This is a genomic window from Paenibacillus massiliensis 2301065 = DSM 16942 (assembly GCF_000377505.1).
Classification (GTDB): Bacteria; Bacillota; Bacilli; order Paenibacillales; family Paenibacillaceae; genus Paenibacillus; species Paenibacillus massiliensis.
The window spans coordinates 23,993-50,834 of record NZ_KB898207.1 but is presented as its reverse complement, the minus strand read 5'-3'; the positions used below and the strand labels follow the sequence as shown (position 1 = coordinate 50,834).

Genomic DNA, 26,842 nt, shown 5'->3' with positions numbered 1-26,842 from the left:
GAAAACAAAAAGCAACGCCCGACCATGCCAATGATATGCATGATACGGGCGTTGTTTTTGTGTACAGGGAATTCATGCTAATGCATGCTAAGCAAGAGCGAATGAGGCTACCCTTGCAAATAATCCAGCTCATCATCTACCATAACAGCGAATCTGCGATGATCCTGCCACTCACCATGAATCTTCAGATAGCGACGCGAGATACCTTCGCTCTGAAAACCAGCCTTGAGCAGTACTCGCTGCGAGGCTTCATTATGCAGAAGTGTACAGGCTTGAAGTCGATGAAGCCGCAGGGCGTTGAAGCCATATTGGACAATAAGCTTTAGAGCGGCTGTCATATGGCCTTTTCCAGCATCCCCCTGATTGATGAAGTAGCCAATATCGGCGTATTGGGCAACGCCCCGAACGATATTGGATATGTTAATCTGCCCTATTAATCGCTCGTCCTTCAAATCAAACAGGCCAAACAAACAACCCCGGTCCGCCGCGGCATCATCAAGACGTTGCTGAAGGAACCTTTGTTGGCCGTCTAGGGTAAAAAAGGATTCCTCCCGGATCGGCTCGTAGATCGCATGCGCCTCTCTATTGTGGATGCGAAGCTCCAGCAGTCTGTGTGCATCCTCTAGCTGAAGCTGGCGCAAAAAGATTCCTTGGGGGGTGTTATATAAAGTAATAGTCATACTGGATCGCCTCCTTTAGTTTTTTTGCGTAGCTGTCGAAAAAAATCAGTAAGCAAAGAGGAGCAGTCCGACTGAAGTACATTCGGAATCACCTCTGTCTGGTGGTTAAAGCGAGGTTCCTGTAACAGGTTCATCAGCGTTCCTGCACAGCCAGCCTTCGGATCTGTTGTTCCATAGATGACTTGGGGCACTCTGGACTGCACGATGGCTCCTGCACACATAGGGCACGGCTCTAACGTTACATACAGACGGCAATCCAGTAGACGCCAAGCGTCCAAATGCTCACTAGCCTGGCGAATGGCAACAATTTCTGCATGGGCTGTGCCATCTTTTGTCGTCTCGCGCAGATTATAGCCGCGTCCAATAATCTCATTATTATGCACAATGACAGCCCCAATGGGGACCTCGCCAAGCTCCTGTGCTTTTAAAGCTTCAGCTATCGCCTGTCTCATCCAATATTCATGATTATGCTCTTGCTCCATGATGCTTAATGTGGGCCCCTTTCTCCAACGGTTATTCGACGAACAGATATTCCGTTGTTAACATGATGTGCATAACTCTGTGTATAAGTCTGAATTTATACACAGAGTTATGCACAATCCGTTAATAATTTTGTGGATTTGTGTATAATCTGTGGATGAAATCCTTCTTTATTGTAGTCAATGCCAGAGTTAATGACAATACCAAGTGATCCCGGCTGAAATAACACCTTCTTTTCTTTTCAAAATGCTGTAAAGCGGTTATGATGGAATTACTATTGCCAGTTATCCCCATAACCCGTTAAGGGGTGAACTTTCAGTGTGTCGATGAAAATAAAACTAACTCTAATTATGTCAGGTTCTGCACTATTGATTCTGTTGTTGAACATTGCGCTTAATCTCTATTTATTGAATGAGAACGAACGAAGGGCTGTTGAAGTACAGCTGCATCAACTGGCGGAGCAGCTTAGTCACGCTGCCAACGAGAGTGGAAATTATGTGAGTGATAACATTGTAGCGCATACGGTGGAAAGCGATCCAAGAATTCTGGAGATTACGGGGGTGCGCGCACAGCAGCTTTTGGAGGGAACAGCGAACGATAGCTCTTTGGCCGTAGCCTTCGGCAATTATGAGCAGGGTACTCTAAGTGATGAAAGATCTGCCATTGAGGAGGCTGTTCGCACCTCCAATATGGTATTCCAGTACAGTGGCTGGGGGCAGAATCAAGTCGTCAAGATCTTCTATCCGTTCTATTCCAATACCTTCGAGGCATATGTCATCCGCATCATGGCGGATAACTCTCAAGTGGCTATCATGGTACAGGAGCAGCTGCTGAGCATGGTAGTTATCTCATTAGTATTACTTGAGGTCATTATTATCGGCAGCTACTTCTTGGCCGGAATGATTATTAAGCCAATTCAGGGTATTCTCGGCAAAGTGAATGAGATGGCGGCAGGGCAGTTTGATACGCGCCTGACGATTCGTAGTCAGGATGAGCTGGGACAGCTGGGAAGCCGTATTAATGTCATGGCCAACAATCTAAGCCTGTATACCCACCGTCTGGAGCAAATGAACGAGGAGAATCGCAAGGTCAAGGATTACCTGGAATCGGTCATTAATCAGACTGCTGATGCTATTCATGTGACGGACGCCAACGGGATTGTCGTGCGTGTCAATCGGGCATTCGAACAGCTATATGGTTGGCGACAGCAGGAGATTCTGGGCAAGCAATTGGACTTCATTCCGGAGGAATTGAAGGAAGAGCATATGCAGCAGCAGCATAGATTGCTCGAAGGGCATCAGATTCATTCGTATGAGTCGGTGAGATTACATAAGGATCGAAGTCAGGTCGAAGTGAGTATCAGTATTTCTCCGATTCATGATGAGAATGAAGGGATTACGGGCTACATCAGCGTCTCCCGGGACATTACCGGGCACAACCGAATGGAGGAGCTGCTCCGTCGCTCCGAGAAGCTGAAGACGGTGGGCCAGCTAGCCGCCGGGGTCGCACATGAGATTCGTAATCCGCTCACGACATTGCGCGGCTTTCTGCAGCTTCAGCAGCAGACAGATCGCTTGAATGCAAAGCATGTAGACCTTATGCTATCGGAGCTCGACCGTATTAATCTGATCGTGGGTGAGTTTCTGATTCTGGCGAAGCCGCAGGCGGTTCAATATCAGAAGCTGGATATTCGATATGTACTGGGCGATGTGGTATCTCTTTTGGACAGTCAAGCTCATCTGCATGATATCCAGTTTGAGCTGGAGATCAGTCTGGCCTGCGCTATGGTCTATTGCGAGGAGAATCAATTGAAGCAGGTATTCATTAATCTTCTGAAAAATGCCATTGAAGCCATGCCAAGGGGAGGAATCATCCGTATTAGTTTGTTCTCTTCACCGGGAAGCGTTACAATCAAGATCAAGGACCAGGGTCCAGGCATCGCGCCTGAGATTCTGGCGAAGCTGGGTGAGCCCTTCATTACCAGCAAGGCTTCGGGGACCGGGCTAGGACTAATGGTGAGCCAGCGTATTATTCAGAATCATCAGGGTACGCTGGAGATTGAGAGTCATTCAGAGGAAGGAACAGTTGTTACCGTGCATCTGCCCGAGGCCCAGAGACATTCAGCTTCTAAGCTGGCAGGTCCTGCAGAGGGTAAGAATGAGATAGGAGTGTAGAGAGCTTGCGTATCAATAAGTTTATCAGCGAGACAGGCTTCTGTTCGCGACGTGAGGCGGACAAGTTGGTAGAAGGCGGTCATGTGACAATTAACGGCGTGACTGCTGTGCTGGGGAGTCAAGCTGAGGAGGGTGACGATGTCCGTGTGCATGGCAAGCCGCTGACGGGGAAGTCCGGGCATGTCTATATCGCCTTGCATAAGCCTGTAGGCATCACCAGCACTACCGAGAGTCATATTCAAGGGAATATTGTAGATTTTGTAGGACATACAGAGCGAATCTTCCCGATCGGACGGCTGGATAAGGACTCTGAAGGGCTTATTCTGCTGACGAATGACGGGGATATTGTGAACAAAATTTTAAGGGCAGAAGGCCGTCATGAGAAGGAGTATATCGTCACTGTGAATAAGCCGGTGACAAGCTCATTCCTGCACGGGATGTCCACAGGGGTAAAGATTCTGGGGCAGCGTACCTTGCCTTGCAAAGTGACTCAGATCGGGGAGCGAGTATTCCGTATTATACTGACGGAAGGTAAGAATCGACAAATCCGGCGAATGTGTTCTGCGTTCGGCTACGAAGTGTACCGTCTTCAGCGTATTCGCATTATGAATATCCAGCTCGGCACGCTAGCGAGAGGTAGCTGGCGTGATCTGTCGCAGGCAGAGAAGCAAGAACTGGGGCAGTTGCTCGATTACAAGCTTACTTAGCACATATGTGCTAAGTCTGAAGCTGGGGAAGAGGTATTCTGCCTGTACTTCCACCAGTAAGTATATCTGCAGCATGACAAGCACGAAGACCTCAAGCTTGTAGTAAAAAGGTAGTAAATAGGCAGCAAAAGAGGCATCACCTGACTCATGGAGTTCAAGGAGATGCCTCATTTTCTTATGGATTATTGTTGGCTGAGGTTGCACTTATGACTTGTGTTCCGTTCTGATACTTACGAATGACGGATATTTCAACACGTCTGTTCTTCGATCTACCTACGTTATCATTATTGGAGGCCGTCGGACGATACTCTCCATAACCGATGGCACTGAATTTGCGTGGGTCCAGCTTGTCATCCAGCAGGAGAATACGCATGAAATTCAATGCTCGATCAGCACTCAGCTCCCAGTTCGAAGGGTACTGGCTGTTGGATATTGGTATATTATCGGTGTGCCCCGATACAATGATATCATAGTCTGGAAACCGTTCCAGCATTGCAGCGATGGCTAGAGCAATCTTACGTGACTCAGGCTTCACGATAGCCTGTCCTGATGCAAATAGCGCATTATCGGCGATGGTAATCATGAGCTGAGACTGATTGAGCTTGGTGCTGAGCAGATCTGTGAGGCCGTTGCTTGAGATGTACTGATCCATCTGCTTCTTGAGCTTCTCCAGATCCTCTTGCTCTTGCTTGGCCAGTTGTTTTTGCAGATTATCAGTCGTCTGCTTGCTCTTGCCCAGATCTACAGTAGGCTCTGTAGGATTGGCAGACTTATAATCAAGAACGCCCGTACCGCCGTTGAAGGCGGCGCTCATGGATTTGGCCATCTCCTCGAACTGTTTGGCATCCAGAGAGCTCATTCCGAACAGTACGATGAACAGGGCGAGCAGCAGGGTCATTAAGTCCGAATAAGGGAGCAGCCAGCTTTCGTCTGCATGTTCTTCATGCGGCTCATGTCTACCTTTTTTACTCACTGCCCCTCTCCTCCCTGTCGCTCATGGTTGCCCGCTCTGTCGGAGTCAGGAATACAGTCAGCTTCTGGCTGATTGCGATCGTGGATACACCAGACTGAATAGACAACAGACCTTCAACCATCATGAGCTTCACTTCGACTTCTTTTTTGGATAGACGCTTCAATTTATTGGACATCGGGTGCCATAGGACGTAACCTGTGAAAATACCGAGCAAGGTGGCGATAAATGCAGCTGCGATCGCATGGGAGAGCTTCTCCATGTCACTAAGGTCAGCAAGTGCTGCAATCAGACCTACGACCGCCCCGAGTACCCCGAGCGTAGGAGCATACATGCCGGCCTGTGAGAACATTAACGCACCACTACGGTGTCGATCCTCTGTGGCATTAATATCTTCCATTAATACATCTCTTACAAATTCCTGATCGTTACCGTCGATAATCATCCGCATACCACCGCGCAGGAAGGCATCATCAATTTCTTCGACTTTGGCCTCCAGGGCCAGCAGACCTTCACGACGAGTAATGGATGCCCATTCCATAAAGGTAGAGATCAATTCCTTGCGGTCAGGCAGCTTTTGTTCGGTGAACAGAATCTTGAACAGCTTAGGGACCCTTTTCATATCTGACATTGGAAAGGCCATGAATACACTCGCGGCGGTACCCACGAAGATGATCATGTAGGCAGCGGGGTTATTCACCAGATTGACAACCGGTGCTCCCTTCAAAATCATACCTACAACGAGCGAAACTAGCCCGAGTACCAGCCCGATAATTGTTGAAATTTGCATGATACACCTCATCCATGAGAAATTATTAACAATCTGCGCCGAAAGGACATCCTTGCCCCGGCGTATTGAAACGCGATTATAGTATTTATCGACACAATCCGCTTTTTTTTTAAGGGCAATTTTCCGGTATAATATAGTGCACAAGTACGATTCTTACTTTTGGCTTACTGAATTTGTCCCCATAAGAGCATCTATTGATTGGAAATTATGTAACCGGGCAGGGAGCAGAAGCCGCTACAGGAAGGATGAACAGGCCAAGATGGGCGTAAAGCATGGACGTGAATATGAAGAGATTTTGCGGGAGCTAACAACTGCCGTAGGACAGATTGCGGATAGCTATTTATTTTTTGAGATGGAGTCGGACGAATGGGGGGCCCTTGGTCAGGTAGAGCAGCACGAAGTGAATGAGGCGCTTGCGGAAGATTTGTTCTATGCACTGAGTGAGAATCCCGTTATTACGGTGGGTAGTGGGGTCATCATTCATGATCCGGAACACCATCGGATTAATATCCTCATCGGTGAGGAAGAAATTACCGTTGTATCCCTGGTATAGAAGCCCTTGGTGGCATTCTGGCTATCGTCATGGTAATATGAAACACGATATTAATCGGCGCATTGCACCATCGAAGGCAGCTAATGCTGTGAAGAGGTGTAATGGCGGGGGTTTGTCTAGCGGAGAGGAGTAGAGAATCATGCCTTTTACACAAGAAGAAGTTGAGGCCCACCTGGAGAAGCTCGAAGGCTGGGAGTTGGAAGAGGGGCGCTGGATTATCCGCAAATTCAATTTCTCAAGCTTCATGAAGGGAATCGCATTCGTTGATGAGGTTGCTGGCATATCAGAGGCCTTTAATCATCACCCCTTCATTACCATTGATCATAAAATTGTTACGCTCCGTCTAACCTCCTGGGATGATGGAGGAATAACAGCTGTGGATATTAAGGAAGCTCAGCAATTTAATGAGCTCTACGAGAAGATGCGTGCAGTTGATTAGAATTGGGCATGGATGCGTGAGGTCTGCCCTAGATTGTGAGAGGACAGGGTTCACGGCTCAACTATGTGCTTAGCACAGGATGGAGAACGAGACGATGAATGAGCGCAATGATACTATTGCTGTTGTAGGAAGCCTGAATATGGATCTGGTGGTTAAGGCGACTCGTGCACCTGAGCAGGGGGAGACTGTGTCGGGTGAGGCACTGTATTATCTTCCGGGGGGAAAAGGAGCCAATCAGGCTGTTGCTGCTGCAAGACTGGGTGCGTCTACGTACATGGTTGGGACGGTCGGTGATGATGCCTTTGGTCAACAGCTAATCGACTCTTTGCAGGCAAGTGGCGCAGACACAACGAAGATTCGCAGATTGTCCGGGCAAACGACAGGAACGGCCTCCATCTGGCTGTCTGGCGGAGATAATCGGATTATCGTCATTCCCGGTGCAAATGGACAGCTGACCCCTTCCATCCTACATGAGGAAGAGGTAGCAGGGACGATTGGTCAGGCCAAGCTGGTGCTGCTGCAACTGGAGGTACCACTGGGCACAGTGACCGAGGCGGCACGTATAGCTGCTGCCGGAGGAGCGCGGGTCGTGCTGAATCCGGCCCCAGCCGTGGAGAACCTGCCCGAGGAGCTATTGCGGAATACGCATGTGATCACACCTAATCGAAGTGAGCTTGCTATGCTTACCGGACGTGGGGTGTTGGAGGAACGTGAGGCGGTCGAGGCCGCAGTAGCAGAGCTGGCTGCATCCATTGGAGCCGATGTAGTAACGACTCTGGGGGCAGATGGAGCAGTGTACGCCTCCATCCCGGAGGCTGGTAAGGACATCGTAGTACGTCATGTGAAGGGCTATACGGTAGATGTTGTAGACACTACGGGCGCGGGAGACTGCTTTAATGGAGCTCTGGCTGTGTCCTTGGCACGAGGGCAATCGCTCGATGAGGCAGTATCCTATGCGATGGCTGCGGCCGCTCTGTCCGTCACCAAGCTTGGAGCCCAATCGGGTATGCCAACTGCGGTGGAGGTCGAGGCCTTCCAGAAGAAGCAGTCTCAAGTCTGAGTGAATACCTGATGAAGAGTTATGGCCGCTGGGGAACACTATTACAATAGAAAAACAGCGAATAATGTAAGGGAGTCGTGCACTAACACGGCTCCCTTTTGCATTATTCGCTCTGGCTACCTGCCTGATAGACCATACAGTGGAAGGGCTTCATGCCCTCAGGAGTCTGTCTCTCGTAGGTGTCCGTAATTCGAAAGCCTGCCGCCTGATAAGCACGGATGGCCCGTTCATTCCAGATCAGCACCTCAAGGTCAATCTCGTTCTCCGGATTCCTTCGTATGGCTTCATTAACGATGGCTGTGACAAAATGCTTGCCCTGTCCGTGTCCGCACAGATCGGGGCGCATACCTAGACCGAGACGGGTAACACCAACCATGGGAAAGAATTGTACAAATCCACATAGCGTGCCGGTAGCATTGAAGACAACCGCATATTGGGCCTGTCGTAGCTCGGGATTACCGAATTCAATCTCCAGTGCTTTCATCTGCTCCCAGGGGAGCCAGCCGTATATGTCATAAGGTGGAGTGTATTTCCAGCTGCTTATGATGGCTCCATGAGCCTCCTCCATGGGGAGGACATGATAGTCACCTGCTTCAGATGTCACCGTCTTCAACTCCTTGCATATCTTGAATATTAGCTTAATATCCCCCAATGAGTGGGTCAAGTCAACCTCTCATCTTACGTGATGGTATGTTTGGAAGCTAGCCGGCGGGGTAAATAGTCTATATAGAACGTTATAACCATTCGGTTATGTGCATAATTTCTGCAACCTTTCTTTGACTTACATCGTTAATGAAGTAGAGAATACAAAAAAACCGCAGAATGATCTGCGGTCTTATCCGTTGGATATATTATTGGAAAAATTAGCTTAATTATTCCACATCGTCGAAATCTTCACTGTCGACAGCTGCTTCATGATAAGTGTCTGTACTCATGATGCGTTTTGCACCTACATAACGATTCACATAGTAGCTCTCGCTCATAGAACTGATAATAACGCCACGAGAAGAAGAGGAGTGGGCGAATTTGCCGTCGCCGACATAAATGCCTACATGAGATACGCCTCTACCGCTAGTATTATAAAATACCAAGTCGCCTGCTCTCAGATCCGCGCGGGAGATAGCTGTTCCCATCTTGTATTGTGCACCGGATTGGTGCGGCAGCTTGATGCCAAGTTTGTTGAATACAAATTGAGTGAATCCTGAGCAATCAAATCCGTTAAGAGTTGTTCCACCAGCACGATATTTAGTACCAACGGCATCATCGATGACCTGATTCATCTTAGAGTCCGCAAAAGCGCTTCCTGCTCCAAAGGAGAAAGTGGAGAATGCGATCGCGAAGCTCACAGCTGCGATAGTTAGTTTCTTCTTCAAAAAAGACAAGCCCCTTCCAATGCCTACGAGGTTAGCTTAAGGATTCGGTAAGAAGGTCCCCTATGATCCCTCTGTTACAAGATCAATTCACCCAAAACTGGTTCCCCCGCTCCCCAGGTGCGAGGATTCGGCAACACATAATTTTGCACCTAGATTCAAGCGATATCAGCAGATTACAAGTTATTCATAATCATCACGGGAAAAATTACAAAGTTGTTACTATCCAATCACTGCGACTATTGTAACAAAGGATTATCAATTTGGCAAATGTTTCAAAGCAAAAAGTAACAAAAAAGAAGCCCTAGCATTTTTGCAAGGGCTTTCTTTGTAAAAATAATGCGTAATTATGAACAAGAACAGACGTTTTTTCTTGCTTTTTGGTCAAGATTCCTTCGTGTATGTGCAGTGGATTTCTTCAGGAATGTCTCTTTTTCAAAACACGATTACAACGATTTGTTCCTCAACATTGCCAATAGTTCATACTTTTTCTTGAAAATTTTCTTTAAAGAATTTCTCGCCTTTTGAAGATAGCTTCCCCTCTTCGTATGCCCAGGACAACAGATACTCCTGAAGACTGACATCAATCTTAAGTGATAAGGGGATAAGTTCATGTGCGTGGATCTCGTCTTGCTTAGCTGATGTTATTAATTTGTTAGCCCTGAGCATCAAGGGGTATTCTATCCGGCGCTCGTATTCACCGATGTTACGCATCAGTACTTCATCCTCAAGCAGGGAGGAGATTCTATCATTAGATATAAGGTTGTTATTAACATAATAGTTCATAAATAACGGCATTTTTTCACCGATAGCCTTTGTAACCCGCTCCAAGTCACTATTGCTTTGAATTAGAAATACGGAGGTGAACGAGACAAAATAATTGGCGTAATCATGTATCATGGTTCTAGGGTGAACGTGAAAATCTACATCCAGCACCGATGATAATATCTTCCCGAAGGCATTGGAATCCAGCCATAGCGAATACATGTTGTCTGGTTCACGATAGTATAGGAGTAATAAACCCTCTACATTCTGGCGGTCCCTAGGCTGCTTCGATTATATTAGTACAGTTTTCACTATATATCTACTGATTTGAGTAAGCACTACTATGAAGACAATCTTGAAGCTGGTGGAGCAACAGAGTGCCAGAGTGCATATTGCGAGCTAACGTGCCAGAGCCCGAACAGACTGGTCACGACATGATACAACTGCTGAAGAATGAGCGCAGCGAGACCTGTCCACAGCCACTGTACACCACCAAAGAGAAGGAATAGCAGACAGGAGAACAGACCGAGCAGTAAGGATATCGTCATCCCGGGAAGCAGATACCGCAGACAACGTAGGAGAGCTCCCCAGGCTCCAGTGTGGCTGACAGTGCCGAGCTGCATGTGCAGGATGCATTGCTTTATAAGCCAGCCATAAGCGATCCATGCGGCTACATAAGGAAGGATGTAGGTAAGATGAGCGAGATTTTGCGGAAGTCCTTCGATATGGGGAAGCAATCTCTGAAGTATCCAGTATCCAGGCAGCCAGATCAGGCAGGTCTCAATCCAGTAATAGAGCATGGATGAGCGCCAAGTCGTCTTCATGCCATGGAAGAAGGCGAGCTTACCGTGCTCTCCATCCTGGGCATACAGTGCGTAGTAGATACCTGCGCGAATGATTGGGGTCACTATCATGCGTATAAGCGCCATCACAATGATGACCCATATATAGGTCTGGACGCTACGCTCTCCTGTGAGCGCCAGCTGGCCCTCTATCCAGAACAGCGCTTGGTTCAGCTCGCTTTGCTCCTTTCCAGGATAGCGGAGCAGGATAGGGACTACAGCGTATTGCACAACTTGGTAAATGAAGACACCCCAGAGCAGACGGTATAAAAACAACATCACGACTATGTGCAGCCGGGCGCACACCAGCCCCCAGCCTTCCTTAATATATGCAGGCATTCAGCAGACACCTCACCATGACAGACTTCCAAGCCATAGCTCAATCAGCTTGGTAATACCTAGATTCCAGCGGATAGAGACCTGCTCATCAAGCCGGGCCCGAAGCATGTTATTGATATGCTTGTGCTCCAGTACGATGGTATGCAGTGGATCGATGGTAACGAGAGCGACTGGTGAGCTGCCTTCGAGCTTATAGGTAACGCTGCTGTCTGCACCGTTCCAGGACTTCATGAGCTGTTGTCCATTTTCAAATGTGATCTGAATGGGTACCGCCGGCACATCTCCCCCGCGCTTGGAGATCGTGACTGTCGATTCATAACGGCCGGCTCCAAGTCTCTTCGTCCTTATCTGATCGACCGCAAAATCGGCCATCTGACTACCGTACACATATTGCTCAAAGAAATCGCTCCAGGACTTATGGGTAACCTGTTCCACGACAGACTGGAAATCCTGCGAGGTCGGATGCTTGAAGCGGAATTTGCGCGCATAGGTGCGCATAATCGTATTCATTTTGTTCTTGCCCACCTGCTGCTCAATGGAATACAGAATCAGCTTTCCCCTGAGATAGGAGTTCTGGGCGTAGTTCGTGGACGAGCTGTATTTCCATGCTTCCCGGGTCAAAGGCTCTGGTGATGATATCTGACTGGCCTGTAAGGGCAGATTAGGAATTAAGCCATACTCCTGCTCCATCAAGCGGTCTTCAGCATAGCTAGTGAAGCCTTCGTCCAGCCAAGGCTCTTCGAACTCATTACTCGCAATCATCCCGTAAAAATACTGATGCCCAATCTCATGCACTACCGTGCGCTCAAGCTCATAGCCAGGTTGGCTGTCATCTGCTCCAAAGGCTGTGATCAGAGTAGGATACTCCATGCCGCCGGCTCCATTGCCCATCTTGGGAGGGACTACGATGGATAGTGTGGAATACGGGTAGGTGCCGAACGATTTGCTATAGTTCTCCAGTGCTGACTTGGCAGCATAGAAGTAACGATCCTTAAGGTCCTTGTGAGCAGGATCGAGATAAAGCTTGATCTTAACGCCAGGTACGCCTGCAGAGGAGAAGGGCTCCTCCGCTGTTACGAAGTGGGGTGAGGCTGCCCAGGCAAAGTCATGTACATCATCCGCATAGAACTGATAAATCTTTTGCCCATTTTGTGTAACAGGGGTACTGGTCGGGAAGCCTGTAGCAGCTACAATGTAGCGGTCAGGGACGCGAATGCGGACACTGTAAATTCCGAAATCTGCATAAAATTCCGAGTTGCCATGATATTGATGCAGGTTCCAGCCCTCCACAGCCCGTCCTCTACGGCCTTTCGGCTCATATACACTCAGCTTGGGGAACCACTGTCCAGCCATTACAAAATCCCCAGCCACGCCCATGCGGGCGAAGATCTGCGGAAGCTTAACCTCGTACTTCATATGCAGCGTGATACTCTCCCCGCCCTTGACTGGCTTAGGAAGGCGAACCTTGAGCAGGGTGCGGTCATTCACATTTCCATCATCCGGCTGTACATATTGCGTACGGTGCATCAGGGAAAGCCCGTCCTCGGTTGTTAGCTCCTTGAGCGTAATGGAGCCATATCCATCCTTGGGCATTCGGTCATTGCGCAGCTTGCCGCCTGATTCCTTCATGAAGGTTGTATTGGCGGATTCGAAGGCATTCGGATACATGTGGAGGTATAGCTCGGTTACCGTTTTCGTGCCGGGATGCTTCCATGTTACGGTCTGGGTGCCTTGCAATATCCCTCCATCCTCCAAGGCGACATCCATGTGATATTCCACAAGCCGTTTGCTTAACACTTCAGCCTGGGGTGCAGGAGGGGGCGTGGGTGGTGTTGGAACCGCCGCTGCTGCGGAGGGCTTGGCCGGATTGGAGGCAAGCGCAGAGGCGGGATCAGGATACAGCCAGCTGCCAGCTACCAGCTCTCCTGTGATGAGCACGATCATGAGCAAGCACTGAATAAAAGTTTTGGCGCGTGTTGGAGCCATACATTGGATACCTCCCGTTGACAAGCATCTACAGCATGTATATGTTTGCAATCAGGAGATTATTAGTTAAAATATTTAGAGTACATACTGGTTGGTATGGATGCTATGGAAGTTACCTGCTGGAATTAGGGTTGATATACTAAATACAACGTGTCATGGAGGATCGATATGGAGCAGAATCAGGATGGCAAGAAGCAGATTGCCTTGAATATTGTAAGCGCGAAGAGCAAGCACAAGGGCTTTGGTGCAGGGTCCATTGACCTGAATAACATGTCACCGGTCATTATTGATCGTGGTGAGGCCAAGATTGATATTGGAGCGATGCATGCCAAGAGCAAGGTGGAGCGCGGTATTAAATTTTCTACCAATAAAGAAGATGTACCCAATGGACGTCAGGTATGGCTCGTCTGGGTAGCGGTGGATCGTACACCAGAAGGCCGCTTGTATGCAGGGGCTACGGCATGTGAGATGTGGATTGATGAAGAGGCCAAGCGTGGCTGGAAGATTCTCGCCGAACATGTGAATAAGATGGATTATGCCCTGAAGCGTCGCATCATGCTGGATGAGCTGGGGCAAGAGGAGAAGGCAGCGCTGAAAACTCTGCTGATCTCCCATAATGAAGAATGGTGGAATGCCTCACCTGATGAGCTGAAGCAAGCACTGGAGGCCTAGCATTCGTAGCTGCGATTGATGTATCGTTAGTAGACTGAGCATGAATTCTGTTGTACAGAGTATATGTATACAAAAATAAGACCGGAAGAGATCCTATGATCCTTCCGGTTATTTGTATGGCTGGAAAGCAGCTATTGTGTTAGGTGTAGGAACGAAGCAGCCTTTGCAGGGCAGGCAGAACCTCACCGCTGAAAATCCCGCCATGATAGCAGATCAGTGTATCGATCTCATAGTTGGCCAGTTGCTGAACGGATCTCACTGCCTCGGGAAGATTCAGCGTATATTGCGGATTAGCAATTCCTAGCTCTCCACTGGGCTCAATAACTACAGCATCACCGGCAATCAGTGTGCGGCTAGCTGCCAGATAAATGGAGATATGTCCAGGTGTATGCCCAGGCGTATGCACAATTTTCATTCCTGAGCACCCAGGTGGCTGCTCCTGATCCTGCACAGTCTGATCGACTGGGGCCGATTCAAGTGACTCCAATACCCCGATGAATTCCTTCGCTGCTGGCAGCTCCTGTACAGGGAGGAGATTCAGCGAATCCAGAGCCTGTTGTAGGCGTGGTGCGGTGCACTTTCCTTCTATATATTGAGCCTCCAGCTCATGGGCAATAATACGGATGTGGGGAAACGTTCGTTTGATCTCGGCAAGCGAGCCTACATGGTCCAGATCATGATGTGTCAGGATTATTCCTGTTAGGTTTGAGAAAGAAGTCCCTTCTTGATTTAATGCTTTTTCGATCTTAGATATGAAGCCGGGGTACCCACAATCCACCAGGAAAGTATGCTGCTCATCTCTAATCAAGGTTGGGGTAATGACCTGGGTCTCTCCGTTATAGTCAAATTCAATATTTAGAGCTCGAATATATATGTTCATTTCATACGCACCTCCATGTACTTATGCCTTTACCCCCAATAGGATACGGTTGTAAGGTTTCTAAGGAAAATAGTAAAGTATCCTACCGTCAGGGAAAAGGTCATAGATGAGACAGCCTCAATGTTGTCCGTTGATCTGGTCCAAGTTACCATATTTCTTATAAAAGGATAGTGGCGCCTTGGGTACCGAATTAAACGCATGATCCCGGATGATGAAGCGCCAAGGCTTCTCGGCGTAGGCGCCTGCGTAGTCGATATTAATGCGGGGCCCGCTCATAATTTGCATATCTGGGTCTATCGTGGCCGTCTCTAGCCAGAGCGGCCCCTCTGTACTGCGAAGCGAGCAGCCGTTAAGGCTCTTATCAATACGCAATGCACGACATAGCTTGCCTGGACCATTGCTCATATCAGCTGGCTTCCTGAGCTCAGTCCCTCGATAGCGCTTCATTAACAGCTCATCCTGTAGTGTCAGCGGTTCGACGGCACGGATCAGTACGGCCTGAGGGTCATCTATGGCGCCAGTGACTACATTGAGACAGTGGTACATTCCATAGATGAGATAGATATATGCAGGACCACCCGCCTGGAACATAAGCTCCGTGCGGGCCGTGCGCCGATTCTGGTAAGCATGGCTGCCCTGATCCTCAGCCCCTCCATAGCTCTCAGTCTCCACAATGCGGCAGCGAATGACCCCATCCTCGGTAGCTCTAACCAGCGTATGGCCCAAGAGCAGTGGAGCGGCTTCTAAGGCGGTAAGGGGGTAAATGTCGGATATAGTGACTCTCTCAGCATCGGCAGAGCCATTATTCAGCAAGTGGACGCCTCCTTTCTCGGCCTTTCTCGTACGAGGTGACCTGAAGCGTCTAATACTTCTGATCCCTTTCTTCTATTGTATCGGCAATCGGTTGTATAGCAATCTTATGTATGGTTGTTACCCAAGTATGGTTACCAATGTACGGTCATCGAATGTGTGGTTATTAAATGTGTGGTTATTAAATGTATAGTCATCGAATGTATAGCTAACGATGGATTACGACATAACAAGAGCTTCACTCTGGCCGCAGCCAGGGTGAAGCTCTCTTTTACCATCGACTTAATCCATCCACCAGCGCTTGAAGTCAGACCACCAGGAGCGCTTCTCTTCGTGTCTAATCTCTGTGGTTCCAGCTGGCTCTGGCACAAGTGGCCCTCCACCATGTCCGTCACATGTCTCCTTAGGCTCGGTGCCGCTGACGAACACCTCCAATTGCTTGTTCGGGCACTGGGCTGAAGCCAGCTTGCCTGAGTCAGGATCAACATAGACGCTCACGACTCCATCCGGAATCGGAAAAATCTTGGGTGGCACATTCGCCAGAGCTTGCTCAGTATACTCCGCGAAGATCGGAGCCGCCCTTCTGCCATCCGTCGTACTGATTGCACGGTTCTTATCGTAGCCGACCCAGACCGCTGTAGCGAGCTCTGGTGTATACCCGACCATCCAGGCATCGGTATGCGTCGTGCCGCTTTTCCCGGCTACAGGGCGTTTCATCGTCTTCGCAACACGGTTGCCTGTTCCGCCCTCTTCGAAGACGCCCTCCATCAAGCGGGTCAGCACATAGGCGGCGGCGGGCTTCACGACCTGGACACCAACAGGTTGGGGGGCTTCATAAAGGATGCGTCCGGTTGCATCCGTGATTCGGAGCACCGCGATAGTAGGGCGCTTCTGGCCTCCTCCAGCCATGACAGCGAAGGCCGATGCCATCTCGAACGGACTGACGGGGGAAGCACCCAGAGCGAGAGAAGGTACTGCCTCCAGCTCAGTGGTGACACCCAGCTTACGTGCCATCTCAATGACGGATTCTGCTCCGAGCTGCATGATCGTGTTGACCGCGTAAATATTGTCGGAGGCCGCAATGGCTCGCCGCATATCGATATCTCCCCAATATTTATCCCCGAAATTGCGGGGCTGATAGGTCTTGCGGTCATCGTCGTATCGGAACAAAGTAGGCCTGCTCTCGAATTTGGAGGAGCTGGTCAATTGCCCCGAATCAATGGCGGTCAGGTACATGATCGGCTTGAACGACGAGCCTGGCTGCCGGGTCGCAGTCAACGCGTGATTATACTGGTTGACTCTATAGTTACGTCCGCCGACCATGGCCTTGACGTGACCTGTACGAGGATCAATCGAGAGAAGGGCTGTCTGCAGCTCCTCGGTACCCTGCAATCCTTTGGCTACAGCCTGTTCTGCAGCTTCCTGCATCCCCATATCGAGTGTCGTATAAATGCTGAGTCCCCCATGCTCCAGCAGTGCTTTGCTAATTCCCAGCTCGTTCAGAACAACATTGCGGACGTAATCCCGAAAATATGGCGCGGCCTCCACCGTGGTTCGTTCGCTTGGCGCCTTCAGCGGCAGCAGCTGTTCATAGGCCGCAGATGCCTCGGCGGGGCTAATTTTGCCAGTGTCCACCATGGCCTGTAGCACAACTTTTTGCCGGTTTTTTGCATTCTTCATGTGATTATAGGGTGAATAATAGGTAGGGCCTTTGGGAATCCCGGCTAGTAGAGTGCTTTCCGCCAGATTGAGCTCACGGGCAGTCTTCCCGAAGTACATCTGGGCAGCTGCTTCAATGCCATAAGCCCCATGACCGTAGTAGATCTGATTCAAATACATCTCCAGAATCTGCTGCTTGCTGTATTTCATCTCAAGCTGAGCTGTATATACGGCTTCCTTGGCCTTCCGTGTCCAGGTCTTCTCATGACTTAGATAGAGGTTCCTGGCCAACTGCTGTGTCAGGGTACTCGCCCCTTGTGACATGTTCATCTCTTGCAGATTCACGAGTACGGCACGGGTAAGGCCCTTAAGATCAAAGCCAAAATGCTCGAAGAACTTTCGGTCCTCCACAGCAATAGTTGCATCAATGACGGGCTGTGCAATGTTCTCCAGTGCTACAGGGATGCTGTCTTTGCCGCCGGCTGAGAAGGTGGCGATCACTTGTCCGCTGCTATCTAGCATTCTGGAGTTGCGGTCCGTATCTGCCAGAGGCAGGCTGGTCGTATATAGATACAATGCGGCTACTGCGGTTAGTAATACGCATAACACACCCGTAACCCACATGGTCTTGAGAAGCAGTATAAAAGCACGCAGGCGTGATTTGGGCCTGCCATCTGCGCGACTCACGCTTCCACCTTCTTCCATGGTTTTATACTCAGTATGTGCAATCTGCATCGGTCTATTCATGTGCTTGGGACAGGCGGTTAGTAGTGAAGATGCAAGAAGAGTTGTGGGATGGTTCTGGATGTATGCACCATGGAAGCCAAGGTGATGATAGGAAGACCAACACTATGTTAACGGAAAGAAGGGATATACGATGGAATTGTGGTACACGGAGAAGCAGACACCAACCTTCGGAATTACAGCCAAGATCACACAGACCTATGTAACAGAACAGACGGAATATCAGGAGCTGGCCATGATCGAGACGGAGGAATTCGGCAACATGCTCGTGCTGGATGGGATGGTTATGACGACGGTAAAGGATGAATTTGTATATCATGAAATGGTGGCCCATCCGGCGCTTCACACGCACCCGAGCCCCAAGAGCGTACTGGTTGTCGGCGGGGGAGATGGTGGTGTAATTCGTGAGGTGATCAAGCATCCCGAGGTAGAGAAGGCTGTGTTGGTTGAGATTGATGGCAAGGTGATCGAATACTCCAAGAAATATTTGCCGGAGATTGCAGGAAAGCTGGATGAACCGAACGTAGAAGTGCTGGTGAACGACGGATATATGCATATTTTGGAGCACAAAAATGAATATGATGTCATCATGGTCGATTCTACCGAGCCTGTCGGTCCGGCTGCGCCGTTGTTCGAGCGGGGCTTCTATCAAGGGATCTATGAGGCGCTCAAGGAGGATGGCATCTTCGTCGCTCAGACCGATAACCCGTGGTTCAAGGCGGACCTCATCCAGAAGGTAAACAAGGACGTCAAAGAGATTTTCCCGATTGTTCGCGTCTATAGTGCCAATATTCCAACCTATCCAAGTGGGCTGTGGACGTTCACGTTGGGCAGTAAGAAATACGATCCGCTAGAGGTGGATGAGTCACGGATTCCTGAGATGGACACGAAATACTACAGTCCACGCCTGCATAAAGCAGCATTCGTATTGCCTAAGTTCGTAGAAGATTTGACGAAGTAGACTGCTGCAGCTATGACTGCTTGTAGCTAAGCTACTGGATGCATTCAAGTCTTTATCCAAGGACAGTCCCCAGCAGTATGACAGCCCACGCTCTACTGGAATGTGGTAGTAGATTGGAATTATGAGGTTAGCTGAATATAGCGAGGTATGGCCATAGTAGCCGTCTTCCCTGGTGGTCTGCAGGCGAAGGCGGTTTTTCATGCGGATATGGGGCATACTGGTGTCATTTTTTTAGCCGGATATGTATATATCGTAACTTGTATATGTATACCTTGACCTATAAAATGTGAGGTGTGAGACAAGCCATTCAGGAGGTGTTCATCATGAAACGAATGAAATCAAGTCAGTCAGCCAGATTGTCATGGAGCACCCTATATCGGCGAATAGGAATCATAATGCTTATGGGACTGCTGACGGTGGCGAGTATGCCAGCAGGAACAGTGAATGCTACAGCGGCAACCGGAGCATGCATGAGTGGAGATCAGGAATTGTTAAGCAAGCTGAAGCAGGAGGGCACAGGCCATCCGAGAGAGCAGCTGGTCCTGACGGATATTGATTTTCTGAATACGAAGACGGGCCGCGTAGCGGGCAGTGGTTTTTTAATAGGGACATCGGATGCAGGCTGTCATTGGCAGGCTATTTATACAGGTCAGTGGAATTTCGCGCAGATCGACTTCCCCAATAATGTGCAAGGCTGGGCTCTGGCCACTGTAGGCGAGCAGCCGACGATGTACTTACTAAGAACAGAAGATGGTGGATCGCATTGGAAGCGCCTGAATACGCCAGCTCCGTTCATCCGCATTCAGCTGCTGAACAAGAGCACGGGGTTCGGCTATACATCGTCAGGTGCTTATGTGACCAAGGACGGTGGTGACAGCTGGAGCAAGGTCAAGGTGCCAGCCAACACGCGTGGAGCGACCTTTGCTAGTGCACAGGATGGATGGGCAACCGTCGTTCGTCCGGGAAAAGGATATGCGGTGATGAAGACAGTGAATGGAGGCATTAGCTGGAGTCTCGTATTGGAGGTTCCCTTCAAGGACCCCGTTCAAGGTGATCTGTATGTGAAGGATAAACAGGTCTATGCCTTGCTGTATGGCGACTCTGGTATGTCACAGGTGTCTTACGCGCTGTATGGCAGCAAGGATGAGGGTAAGCAATGGCGACAGGTGCTGAATCAGGCGACAGCAGGCGGAGGCCCGGCACCAGGTGGACAGGTATCCAAGGTGCACGAAGGTCCTGCTAACCCTGGAGGACATCCAGGTAATATGGAGCTGATCGGGAGTCAGACTGCATTTCTGGCTGGTGGCTCTCCGGCAGCCGGCAAAGTGGCCGTAGGCTACACTACTGATGCCGGTGTTCATTGGACCAACAACACTCCTGTAGTAGAAGGTTATGGTGCGAGAATATCATTTACAGACAGCAAGACAGGGTATATGGCAGTGATCGGCTCTTCGACACCAGCAGTGTATGCTACACAGGATAGCGGTAAGCATTGGAGCCAGCTGCTGAGGTTACCATCCCTTTGATATCCATATGAGGTTTGGCCGAGGTTGCTGCAAGGTGTGGAGCGGAGGAATTGTAAAATCTTCGCTAAATTCATCGTCTACTCCGAAAATAGCATTATATTTGCCAATTCTTATGATCTAGATCACATGTGAAAACATCGCTCCCTCCCTATAATGAGTACAGCCCGAGGGCCTTAACGGCTTTCGCGTACAATTTCATATGGGAATGGGAAGTGAGTTATGGGCTTAGCATCTAAAATTACGTATAGCCTGATTGCTCTGCTGTTGGTCATGGGCATGATTCTGGGGATATTCAGCTACCAGACTGCTTATGAGCAGGTGAAGACGTCGGCTGGCGTTGAATTGGTCGGCTGTGCCAATATTACGACAGGGCTGGTTAATCCCAGCGATGTCGAGCAGCTGCTGCAAGGTAATAACGCAGGTCTGGCAAGTATGGAGCAGCGATTGAATTGGACCGTGGAGCATAAATCTCTCTTCAAGGAGGTCTTTCTGCTCTCGCTGGACGGTAAGATTCTAGCCGCCGATCAGAATGTGAAGGCGCGTGGGTATCAGTCAGGAGATAGCTTTTATTTTGATCCAGTGGCGCAGCAGATGATTAAGGAACAGAAGCATTCCATGTACTCGGACGTATTCACCTATGATGGTGTGGAACTGATGTCTGGCTATGGGCCTATTTATAAAAATAATGACTCCAGTCAGGACATTATTGCTGTGATGGTGATCAACTTCGATGCCTCCATCCTGAACGAGCGTACCTGGGATACCCTGTCTACGCCGCTAATGATTGGAGCTGGGGTGCTACTGGTGACAGCTCTGTTGATCTATCTTCTGGTCCATTGGATGATGAGGCCGATTACGCTGTTAACAGCGGAGGTGGATCGGGTGACGGCGGGAGATCTGACGATCAAGCCGCTCCCATGGACGAGCAAGGATGAGGTAGGAAGGCTCGCACGTAGCGTGGAGACGATGGTGGCGCAGCTACGGGACATGATAACGAAGGTGAACGATGCCTCCTTGCAGGTGGGCTCATCAGCACAGGAGCTGTCAGCCAGCTCTGAGGAGACCAGCAAAGCCAGTGAGCAAGCCGTCATGATTATTCAAGAGATGTCTGATGGCGCAGAGAGACAGCTACAGAGCCTTGAGTCCGGATATGCAACGATACAAGACATGGCTACACACTTATCTCGCATGACTGAGCATGCTCATGAGGCTGCACGTATTGCTCGCGAATCATCCTCCTTTGCTCTCGCAGGAGGACAGTCCGTGGCGCTCAGCAATCAGCAGATGAACGCCATGGATCGTCGAATCAGTGAGCTATCTTCAATTATTCAGAGCTTAACAGGCTTCTCTACACAGATTAACGGTATTTTGGGCGTTATCACCGGTATTGCAGGCGAGACCCATTTGCTGGCGCTCAATGCAACCATTGAAGCCCAGCATGCTGGAGAGCATGGGAGGAGCTTTGGTGTCATTGCACAGTCCGTCCGTCAGCTGTCAGAGCGATCCACGGCTTCTGTGAAGCAGATTGCGGATATTGTATCAGTCGTCGTGCAACAGATGCAGCTGGCCTCCGAGATGATGCAGACGACCTCCGGGGAGGTTGCCCACGGTACGGAGCTGGTGCGCAGCGCCGGAGAGGCTTTTGTCGCCATCGAGCAGTCTGCACGTCAGACAGAGACGGCTATTGCAGAGGTAGCAGGGGCGGCGGACCATTTATTGCTGCGCTCGGACCATCTCGTGCAGTCTATGAACGAATTGGTTGAAGTAGCGGATACGACAGTGGACGGAGCGCAGAGCATGTCCGCTGCATCTCAGCAGCAGCTTGCGGCGATGCAGGAGGTAGATGCCTCCGCAGCGCTGCTGTCCGAATTGTCGGGCAAGCTACAGCAATTAATCGAGCGATTCAAAGTATATTAGAAATGAAGAATAAGGACCGGAGATTTCTACTCTTGCAGTATGAAATTTTCCGGTCTTTTGTGATAACATAGAAATGTGCTGCTAAATCCCAATTGAATTGCTTGGGTGAACTGGATATAGTAGTACAATAGGACAGATATGCAGGGAGTCAAAGCCATGCCGCAATTCACACAGGTAAGAGTCCGTCTGCACAGTCGCCACCAAGGTGAAGATGTGGTGCAGGACATTCCAGCTGAGGCCATCCTTCGCGGCAGCACGCTGTACATAAGGTATGAGGAACCGCAGGAAAGTCCGCTGGGCGGAACAACCAATGTCACGATTAAAATAGGACAAGCTGAACTGAAGCTGATTCGACACGGTGAGGTGCAATCCGAGCAGTCCTTCGAAGAAGGAAAACGACTGCCCGGTTTTTATCGTTCTCCTTACACTAATTTTTCCATGTCCACGGATACTAGCAGGTTAACCATTCAGCGTGAAGGTCTGACTGCGCATGTGGAATGGGACTATGATTTATATGTGTATGAGGATTTGTCCGGAGCGTTCGCTATCAGTTTGCATATACAGGAGGAACAGGAATAATGACGAGCAATCCCCTTGAACGAATTCACCAGCAGGTGGTGGAAGCCATCGAAGCTGCGGTACTGGCAGCTGGTATTGTGAGCCAGGAAGAGATTCCGGCGATTACACTGGAGGTCCCGAAGGATAAAGCGCATGGCGACCTCGCTACGAATGTGGCTATGCAGTTGACCCGTATTGCCAAGCGCAATCCGCGTCAGATTGCTGAGCAGATCATTGAGCATTTGGATCGGAAGTCTGCATCCATCGAGACAGCGGAGATTGCAGGCCCGGGCTTCATTAATTTTCGACTGGACAAGAGCTATCTGTATCCGGTAATTCAGCGTGTGTTGGAACAGCAGGCGCAATATGGACGGGTAGAGGATGGAGCTGGCAAGAAGGTACAAATGGAATTCGTAAGCGCGAATCCGACGGGAAGTCTTCATCTCGGTCACGCGCGTGGTGCGGCTGTAGGAGATGCACTCTGTAATGTGCTGGATTTTGCAGGCTATAAGGTAACCCGTGAGTACTATATCAACGATGCCGGTAATCAGATCTATAACATGAGCCGCTCCATCGAGGCACGTTACCTTCAGGAGCTGGGGCAGGATGCCGAGATGCCTGAGGACGGATACCACGGTGAGGATATTATTGGCTTCGCCAAGGAGCTCGTGGCTGAGAAGGGGGATTCGCTGCTGTCGATGAGCCCTGGTGACCGTGCAGGCTTCTTCCGCGATTATGGTCTTGAGAAGGAGCTTGGCAAGATCAAGCGTGATCTGGAGCGCTTCCGTGTGCCATTCGATTCCTGGTTCAGCGAGACCTCACTGTATGAGAATGGTGAAGTATTGAAGGTGCTGAATGAGCTTCGTGATCGCAACGAGATCTACGAGGAGGAAGGCGCAACCTGGTTGAACACCACCAAATACGGTGATGACAAGAACCGTGTATTGATCAAGAATGATGGGACTTACACCTATCTGACACCGGACATTGCTTATCATCGGGATAAGTATGCCCGCGGCTACGATACGATCATTAACATCTGGGGAGCAGACCATCATGGTTACATTCCACGGATGAAGGCGGCTATGGAGGCACTGGGTAATGATCCAGACAAGCTTAAAGTCCTCATTGCGCAGATGGTCAGTCTCTTCCAGAACGGCGAGAAGGTCAAGATGTCTAAACGTACGGGCAAAGCGGTAACGATGGAGGATCTGATGGATGAAGTGGGCGTGGATGCCATCCGTTATTTCTTCACCATGCGCAGTATGGACTCGCATCTGGATTTCGATATGGATCTCGCGATCTCCACGTCCAACGAGAATCCGGTATTCTATGTACAATATGCACATGCTCGTGTATGCAGTGTGCAGCGTCAAGCAGAGGAGCAGGGTATTACATTGCGCCCACTCTCTGAGATTGCACTGACCGAGCTGAATACCGAGCGCGAGTATGATCTGATTCGCAAGCTGGGTGAGCTGCCTGAGGAAATATCCGTAGCAGCAGCCAACTACGCACCGCATCGTGTCATCCGCTATGTATATGACCTGGCATCCATGTTCCACAGCTATTACAAGGCCGAGCGTGTCATCACTGACAATGTAGAGCAGACCCAGGCTCGTCTGGCGTTGCTGTCTGCAGTACGTGTTGTCATTGCGAACGTACTGAAGCTGGTAGGCGTGAGCGCGCCAGAACGGATGTAGCTTGTTCAACCGTACCTCTTAAGTGATTACAATTTAAATAAAATGGTCTCAGAGCTAGTTTTGTTGTAGGACGGATTGTAATGCGAAGTGTGCTGAGACTCAAAGAAAGGGCCATCCTAGGGGGTGGCCTATTTTCTTTATAAGGTGCAGTAGCCGCGGTTTCAGCCCATTTGGGTGCTCTCCACCAGGATTCTTTGGAAAAAAATTCATTGTCGACCACATTCTTCTGGCTTATAATCTATTCCCATATTGATGGGAGAGGTGACTATGAACAATAGGATTGAATCATTTAGGGGATCCAGACATTTTCGACTGAATCGCGTAGCGGATAGTGTAGTAGCAGCAATTGCAATTCCTGGTACAGGTTCTTTGGGGAATGCAGCAATCATTGATTTAGGCGATACAACTGTTGTGGTGGATACCTTCTCGACAATACAGGCTGCAGAGGATTTGAAGGCAGCTGCAGAGCACCTTACGGGAAACCCTGTGTCCTACGTAGTCAACACGCATTGGCATAGTGACCATACTTCTGGAAATCAAGTGTTCATCCCTACGGCCCAAATCATCTCAACATCCATTACTCGAGAGATTATGGATACGTTTGCGAGAGACAGATTGGCTCAACATCTGAAAAACATGGAGAAGCTCAATCAGGCTATTGATGAATCGGATGTGCAAATACAATACGAGACAGATGAAAAGCTGAAAAGGGAAATGGCATGGGAAAATGCTACCGACCGTGAGTTCGTGAAGATGCTACCTAATCTCGTACATTCGCTGCCGACGGTCACTTTTGAGCAACAGATGACCATACATGGCAGCAAGCGTAGCATTCAGCTCCATACCTTTGGCGGCGGTCACACGCAAAGCGATGCAATCGTGTACATCCCGGAGGACAAAATTGTCGTAATGGGGGACCTGGTACTATCACAGCATCACCCGGTTCTAATGTATGCCAATCCTCAGGAATGGCTTAATATTTTGGGGCAGGTCGAACTGCTGGATGTCGAGACTATCGTACCGGGACATGGCGAGGTATGCTCTTTGCAAGAGCTTTACGAAGTGAAGGGATACATAATGCGTATCACTGAAATAGTGACCGAAGCCGTTCAGCGTCAGGAAAGCATTGATGAGATTCATGTACCGCTAGAATATCATGACTGGTACTTTACTACATATTTCAAGTCAAATTTGAGTAAAATTCATGCCATGATTACGGAATCTGTGGGTGTACGATAAGTATTCGTTTAAATATTTATAAATTTCTGAAAAATGGGGATGTTCACTTGGGTGACAACCCCATTTTTCGTATGAACGGAAGCCTTCCTGTCAGAATCTTTACTTGGGCCCAATAGAGATTAGACAGGCTGGTATGCGAGTGCTATATACCCGGCTAGATGTTGAATGAGTGCCGAACGGTGCCGATCTGAGTTGCTGACGAGGTAGATGTACCGTTCGTAAGGGTTGTCAGGAATCGGCTGAGCGATAAGTTGCCCCCTAGCGACTTCGGCCTCCACAGCAATACGGGATACGAAGGATACGTGCTCTCCCAGCATAACTGTCTGTTTAATGGCCTCCAGAGAGTCCATCTCCAGTCTGGACGTAAGGGATCTGCCTGCATTGGCTAGCCACTTGTCCGTTAGCTGTCGTGTGTTGGAATCCCTGCCGTGGAGAATGAAGGAGGCCGAGGCCAAGATATCCGGGGTAAGCTCCTGCGTGCTCGCCAGTGGATGTGTCGGGGCACAGATTAAGACCAGCTCATCCTTACAGATCTGTTCAGCTGTTAGGGAGCTCATAGTGAATGGCTCGGTGGAGACGAGACCAAGATCGAATTCACGGCGATGCAACTTCTCTTGAATGACTGGAGCGGTCTTGACGGACAACGAAATCTGAATGCCAGGATACTCCTGAGAGAACCGATGCAAAATGGATGGCAGAATGTAAGTTGCCGATACATAGCTCGCGCCTATGGAGATGTGGCCACGCTGCAGGCTGTCGAATTCACGGACCACCCGCTGCGCTTCGTTCGCGAGCGCGTTAATTTTGACCGAATAATGCAGTAAGGCACGTCCCGCATCCGTGAGCAGGATTCGACCCATACGTGCATCGAAGAGCTTAACCCCCATTTCCTTCTCCAGATTTTTCATATGAAAGGTCACCGTTGGCTGCTTCAATCCCAGCAAATCGGCAACTGCGGTGATTTTCTGATGCTTATCCAGCAATTCCACGATATGTAGCTTTAGTAGATTCAGGTGCAATT

General features: G+C 49.5%; 25 protein-coding genes and 1 riboswitch. Of the genes, 12 read left to right on the top strand and 13 right to left on the bottom strand.

Going from position 1 to position 26,842, the window contains the following annotated elements; translation table 11 throughout:
• Positions 1-107: 107 nt before the first annotated feature.
• Both D328_RS0126745 and tadA read right to left on the bottom strand, forming a co-directional pair.
• The gene (locus D328_RS0126745) at positions 108-680 is read right to left on the bottom strand and encodes a GNAT family N-acetyltransferase (protein WP_018888121.1); all 573 of its coding nucleotides are present in this window, start codon (positions 678-680) and stop codon (positions 108-110) included.
• Positions 677-1,162 carry a tRNA adenosine(34) deaminase TadA gene (gene tadA, locus D328_RS0126740; RefSeq protein ID WP_018888120.1) on the bottom strand — a complete coding sequence of 162 codons (486 nt, stop codon included), beginning with the start codon at positions 1,160-1,162 and terminating at the stop codon, positions 677-679. The genes D328_RS0126745 and tadA overlap by 4 nt, the downstream gene beginning before the upstream one ends.
• 324 nt (positions 1,163-1,486) lie before the next feature.
• Between tadA and D328_RS29865 the strand changes: the two genes are divergently transcribed.
• Positions 1,487-3,334: an ATP-binding protein gene (locus tag D328_RS29865; protein ID WP_233426249.1), complete on the top strand. Its 1,848-nt coding sequence runs from the start codon at positions 1,487-1,489 to the stop codon at positions 3,332-3,334.
• Positions 3,335-3,339: 5 nt separating this feature from the next.
• Positions 3,340-4,041: a pseudouridine synthase gene (locus D328_RS0126730; RefSeq protein ID WP_018888118.1), complete on the top strand. Its 702-nt coding sequence runs from the start codon at positions 3,340-3,342 to the stop codon at positions 4,039-4,041.
• A 175-nt stretch (positions 4,042-4,216) separates the two neighbouring features.
• On the opposite strand, the gene motB is transcribed toward D328_RS0126730, so the two are convergent.
• Together motB and motA are read right to left on the bottom strand one after the other, a co-directional pair.
• Positions 4,217-5,014, bottom strand: coding sequence for a flagellar motor protein MotB (gene motB, locus D328_RS0126725; RefSeq protein WP_018888117.1), 798 nt, complete (start codon positions 5,012-5,014; stop codon positions 4,217-4,219).
• Positions 5,007-5,801: a flagellar motor stator protein MotA gene (gene motA, locus D328_RS0126720; protein WP_018888116.1), complete on the bottom strand. Its 795-nt coding sequence runs from the start codon at positions 5,799-5,801 to the stop codon at positions 5,007-5,009. The genes motB and motA overlap by 8 nt, the downstream gene beginning before the upstream one ends.
• A gap of 259 nt (positions 5,802-6,060) precedes the next feature.
• Between motA and D328_RS0126715 the strand changes: the two genes are divergently transcribed.
• The 3 genes from D328_RS0126715 to rbsK all read left to right on the top strand — a co-directional run bounded on the left by D328_RS0126715 (position 6,061) and on the right by rbsK (position 7,853).
• Positions 6,061-6,354 carry a hypothetical protein gene (locus tag D328_RS0126715; RefSeq protein ID WP_018888115.1) on the top strand — a complete coding sequence of 98 codons (294 nt, stop codon included), beginning with the start codon at positions 6,061-6,063 and terminating at the stop codon, positions 6,352-6,354.
• A gap of 139 nt (positions 6,355-6,493) precedes the next feature.
• A complete protein-coding gene (locus tag D328_RS0126710) occupies positions 6,494-6,793 on the top strand; it encodes a 4a-hydroxytetrahydrobiopterin dehydratase (RefSeq protein WP_018888114.1) in 300 nt (99 codons plus the stop codon).
• A 94-nt stretch (positions 6,794-6,887) separates the two neighbouring features.
• Entirely contained in the window at positions 6,888-7,853 is a 966-nt protein-coding gene (rbsK, locus tag D328_RS0126705) for a ribokinase (protein WP_018888113.1), read from the top strand.
• Positions 7,854-7,956: 103 nt separating this feature from the next.
• Here rbsK and D328_RS0126700 read toward each other — a convergent pair whose 3' ends face one another.
• The 5 genes from D328_RS0126700 to D328_RS0126680 form a co-directional block, all read right to left on the bottom strand.
• The gene (locus tag D328_RS0126700; RefSeq protein WP_018888112.1) at positions 7,957-8,457 is read right to left on the bottom strand and encodes a GNAT family N-acetyltransferase; all 501 of its coding nucleotides are present in this window, start codon (positions 8,455-8,457) and stop codon (positions 7,957-7,959) included.
• A gap of 268 nt (positions 8,458-8,725) precedes the next feature.
• A complete protein-coding gene (locus tag D328_RS0126695) occupies positions 8,726-9,226 on the bottom strand; it encodes a C40 family peptidase (protein ID WP_018888111.1) in 501 nt (166 codons plus the stop codon).
• 5 nt (positions 9,227-9,231) lie between these two features.
• A riboswitch (cyclic di-AMP (ydaO/yuaA leader) is annotated at positions 9,232-9,369 on the bottom strand.
• A 334-nt stretch (positions 9,370-9,703) separates the two neighbouring features.
• Positions 9,704-10,159 carry a hypothetical protein gene (locus tag D328_RS29860; protein ID WP_154659333.1) on the bottom strand — a complete coding sequence of 152 codons (456 nt, stop codon included), beginning with the start codon at positions 10,157-10,159 and terminating at the stop codon, positions 9,704-9,706.
• A 170-nt stretch (positions 10,160-10,329) separates the two neighbouring features.
• Positions 10,330-11,169, bottom strand: coding sequence for a hypothetical protein (locus tag D328_RS0126685; RefSeq protein ID WP_018888109.1), 840 nt, complete (start codon positions 11,167-11,169; stop codon positions 10,330-10,332).
• Positions 11,170-11,181: 12 nt separating this feature from the next.
• Positions 11,182-13,155 carry a M1 family metallopeptidase gene (locus D328_RS0126680; protein WP_018888108.1) on the bottom strand — a complete coding sequence of 658 codons (1,974 nt, stop codon included), beginning with the start codon at positions 13,153-13,155 and terminating at the stop codon, positions 11,182-11,184.
• Between the two features lie 168 nt (positions 13,156-13,323).
• Here D328_RS0126680 and D328_RS0126675 point away from each other — a divergent pair, with 168 nt between their 5' ends.
• The gene (locus D328_RS0126675) at positions 13,324-13,827 is read left to right on the top strand and encodes a YwhD family protein (RefSeq protein ID WP_018888107.1); all 504 of its coding nucleotides are present in this window, start codon (positions 13,324-13,326) and stop codon (positions 13,825-13,827) included.
• Between the two features lie 139 nt (positions 13,828-13,966).
• Here D328_RS0126675 and D328_RS0126670 read toward each other — a convergent pair whose 3' ends face one another.
• The 3 genes from D328_RS0126670 to D328_RS0126660 all read right to left on the bottom strand — a co-directional run bounded on the left by D328_RS0126670 (position 13,967) and on the right by D328_RS0126660 (position 17,800).
• Complete coding sequence (locus D328_RS0126670; RefSeq protein WP_018888106.1) at positions 13,967-14,707, bottom strand: MBL fold metallo-hydrolase; 741 nt, start codon at positions 14,705-14,707, stop codon at positions 13,967-13,969.
• Positions 14,708-14,824: 117 nt separating this feature from the next.
• Complete coding sequence (locus D328_RS0126665; protein WP_018888105.1) at positions 14,825-15,520, bottom strand: DNA-3-methyladenine glycosylase; 696 nt, start codon at positions 15,518-15,520, stop codon at positions 14,825-14,827.
• 279 nt (positions 15,521-15,799) lie between these two features.
• The gene (locus D328_RS0126660) at positions 15,800-17,800 is read right to left on the bottom strand and encodes a transglycosylase domain-containing protein (RefSeq protein WP_154659334.1); all 2,001 of its coding nucleotides are present in this window, start codon (positions 17,798-17,800) and stop codon (positions 15,800-15,802) included.
• Positions 17,801-18,053: 253 nt separating this feature from the next.
• On the opposite strand from D328_RS0126660, the gene speE reads away from it, so the two are divergent.
• From speE to D328_RS0126630, 6 genes are all read left to right on the top strand, one after another.
• Positions 18,054-18,881, top strand: a complete 828-nt coding sequence (gene speE / locus D328_RS0126655) for a polyamine aminopropyltransferase (protein ID WP_018888103.1) — start codon at positions 18,054-18,056, stop codon at positions 18,879-18,881.
• Positions 18,882-19,204: 323 nt separating this feature from the next.
• A complete protein-coding gene (locus D328_RS0126650) occupies positions 19,205-20,407 on the top strand; it encodes a WD40/YVTN/BNR-like repeat-containing protein (protein WP_018888102.1) in 1,203 nt (400 codons plus the stop codon).
• A 219-nt stretch (positions 20,408-20,626) separates the two neighbouring features.
• Entirely contained in the window at positions 20,627-22,324 is a 1,698-nt protein-coding gene (locus D328_RS0126645) for a methyl-accepting chemotaxis protein (protein WP_018888101.1), read from the top strand.
• Between the two features lie 156 nt (positions 22,325-22,480).
• Positions 22,481-22,903: a DUF1934 domain-containing protein gene (locus tag D328_RS0126640; protein ID WP_018888100.1), complete on the top strand. Its 423-nt coding sequence runs from the start codon at positions 22,481-22,483 to the stop codon at positions 22,901-22,903.
• Positions 22,903-24,582 carry an arginine--tRNA ligase gene (gene argS / locus D328_RS0126635; protein ID WP_018888099.1) on the top strand — a complete coding sequence of 560 codons (1,680 nt, stop codon included), beginning with the start codon at positions 22,903-22,905 and terminating at the stop codon, positions 24,580-24,582. The genes D328_RS0126640 and argS overlap by 1 nt, the downstream gene beginning before the upstream one ends.
• A 267-nt stretch (positions 24,583-24,849) precedes the next feature.
• Positions 24,850-25,821, top strand: coding sequence for an MBL fold metallo-hydrolase (locus tag D328_RS0126630; protein ID WP_018888098.1), 972 nt, complete (start codon positions 24,850-24,852; stop codon positions 25,819-25,821).
• 119 nt (positions 25,822-25,940) lie between these two features.
• Here the strand turns inward: D328_RS0126630 and D328_RS0126625 are convergent, their stop codons facing one another.
• Positions 25,941-26,840: a LysR substrate-binding domain-containing protein gene (locus tag D328_RS0126625; RefSeq protein WP_018888097.1), complete on the bottom strand. Its 900-nt coding sequence runs from the start codon at positions 26,838-26,840 to the stop codon at positions 25,941-25,943.
• Positions 26,841-26,842: the final 2 nt, after the last annotated feature.

Bases quoted from the DNA above. Each gene is read 5' to 3' on its own strand.
- D328_RS0126745 (WP_018888121.1), bottom strand. From the start codon at position 680: ATGACTATTACTTTATATAACACCCCCCAAGGAATCTTTTTGCGCCAG.
- tadA (WP_018888120.1), bottom strand. From the start codon at position 1,162: ATGGAGCAAGAGCATAATCATGAATATTGGATGAGACAGGCGATAGCT.
- D328_RS29865 (WP_233426249.1), top strand. From the start codon at position 1,487: ATGAAAATAAAACTAACTCTAATTATGTCAGGTTCTGCACTATTGATT.
- motA (WP_018888116.1), bottom strand. From the start codon at position 5,801: ATGCAAATTTCAACAATTATCGGGCTGGTACTCGGGCTAGTTTCGCTC.
- D328_RS0126715 (WP_018888115.1), top strand. From the start codon at position 6,061: ATGGGCGTAAAGCATGGACGTGAATATGAAGAGATTTTGCGGGAGCTA.
- D328_RS0126710 (WP_018888114.1), top strand. From the start codon at position 6,494: ATGCCTTTTACACAAGAAGAAGTTGAGGCCCACCTGGAGAAGCTCGAA.
- rbsK (WP_018888113.1), top strand. From the start codon at position 6,888: ATGAATGAGCGCAATGATACTATTGCTGTTGTAGGAAGCCTGAATATG.
- D328_RS0126685 (WP_018888109.1), bottom strand. From the start codon at position 11,169: ATGCCTGCATATATTAAGGAAGGCTGGGGGCTGGTGTGCGCCCGGCTG.
- D328_RS0126680 (WP_018888108.1), bottom strand. From the start codon at position 13,155: ATGGCTCCAACACGCGCCAAAACTTTTATTCAGTGCTTGCTCATGATC.
- D328_RS0126675 (WP_018888107.1), top strand. From the start codon at position 13,324: ATGGAGCAGAATCAGGATGGCAAGAAGCAGATTGCCTTGAATATTGTA.
- D328_RS0126670 (WP_018888106.1), bottom strand. From the start codon at position 14,707: ATGAACATATATATTCGAGCTCTAAATATTGAATTTGACTATAACGGA.
- D328_RS0126660 (WP_154659334.1), bottom strand. From the start codon at position 17,800: ATGTGGGTTACGGGTGTGTTATGCGTATTACTAACCGCAGTAGCCGCA.
- speE (WP_018888103.1), top strand. From the start codon at position 18,054: ATGGAATTGTGGTACACGGAGAAGCAGACACCAACCTTCGGAATTACA.
- D328_RS0126650 (WP_018888102.1), top strand. From the start codon at position 19,205: ATGAAACGAATGAAATCAAGTCAGTCAGCCAGATTGTCATGGAGCACC.
- D328_RS0126645 (WP_018888101.1), top strand. From the start codon at position 20,627: ATGGGCTTAGCATCTAAAATTACGTATAGCCTGATTGCTCTGCTGTTG.
- D328_RS0126640 (WP_018888100.1), top strand. From the start codon at position 22,481: ATGCCGCAATTCACACAGGTAAGAGTCCGTCTGCACAGTCGCCACCAA.
- argS (WP_018888099.1), top strand. From the start codon at position 22,903: ATGACGAGCAATCCCCTTGAACGAATTCACCAGCAGGTGGTGGAAGCC.
- D328_RS0126630 (WP_018888098.1), top strand. From the start codon at position 24,850: ATGAACAATAGGATTGAATCATTTAGGGGATCCAGACATTTTCGACTG.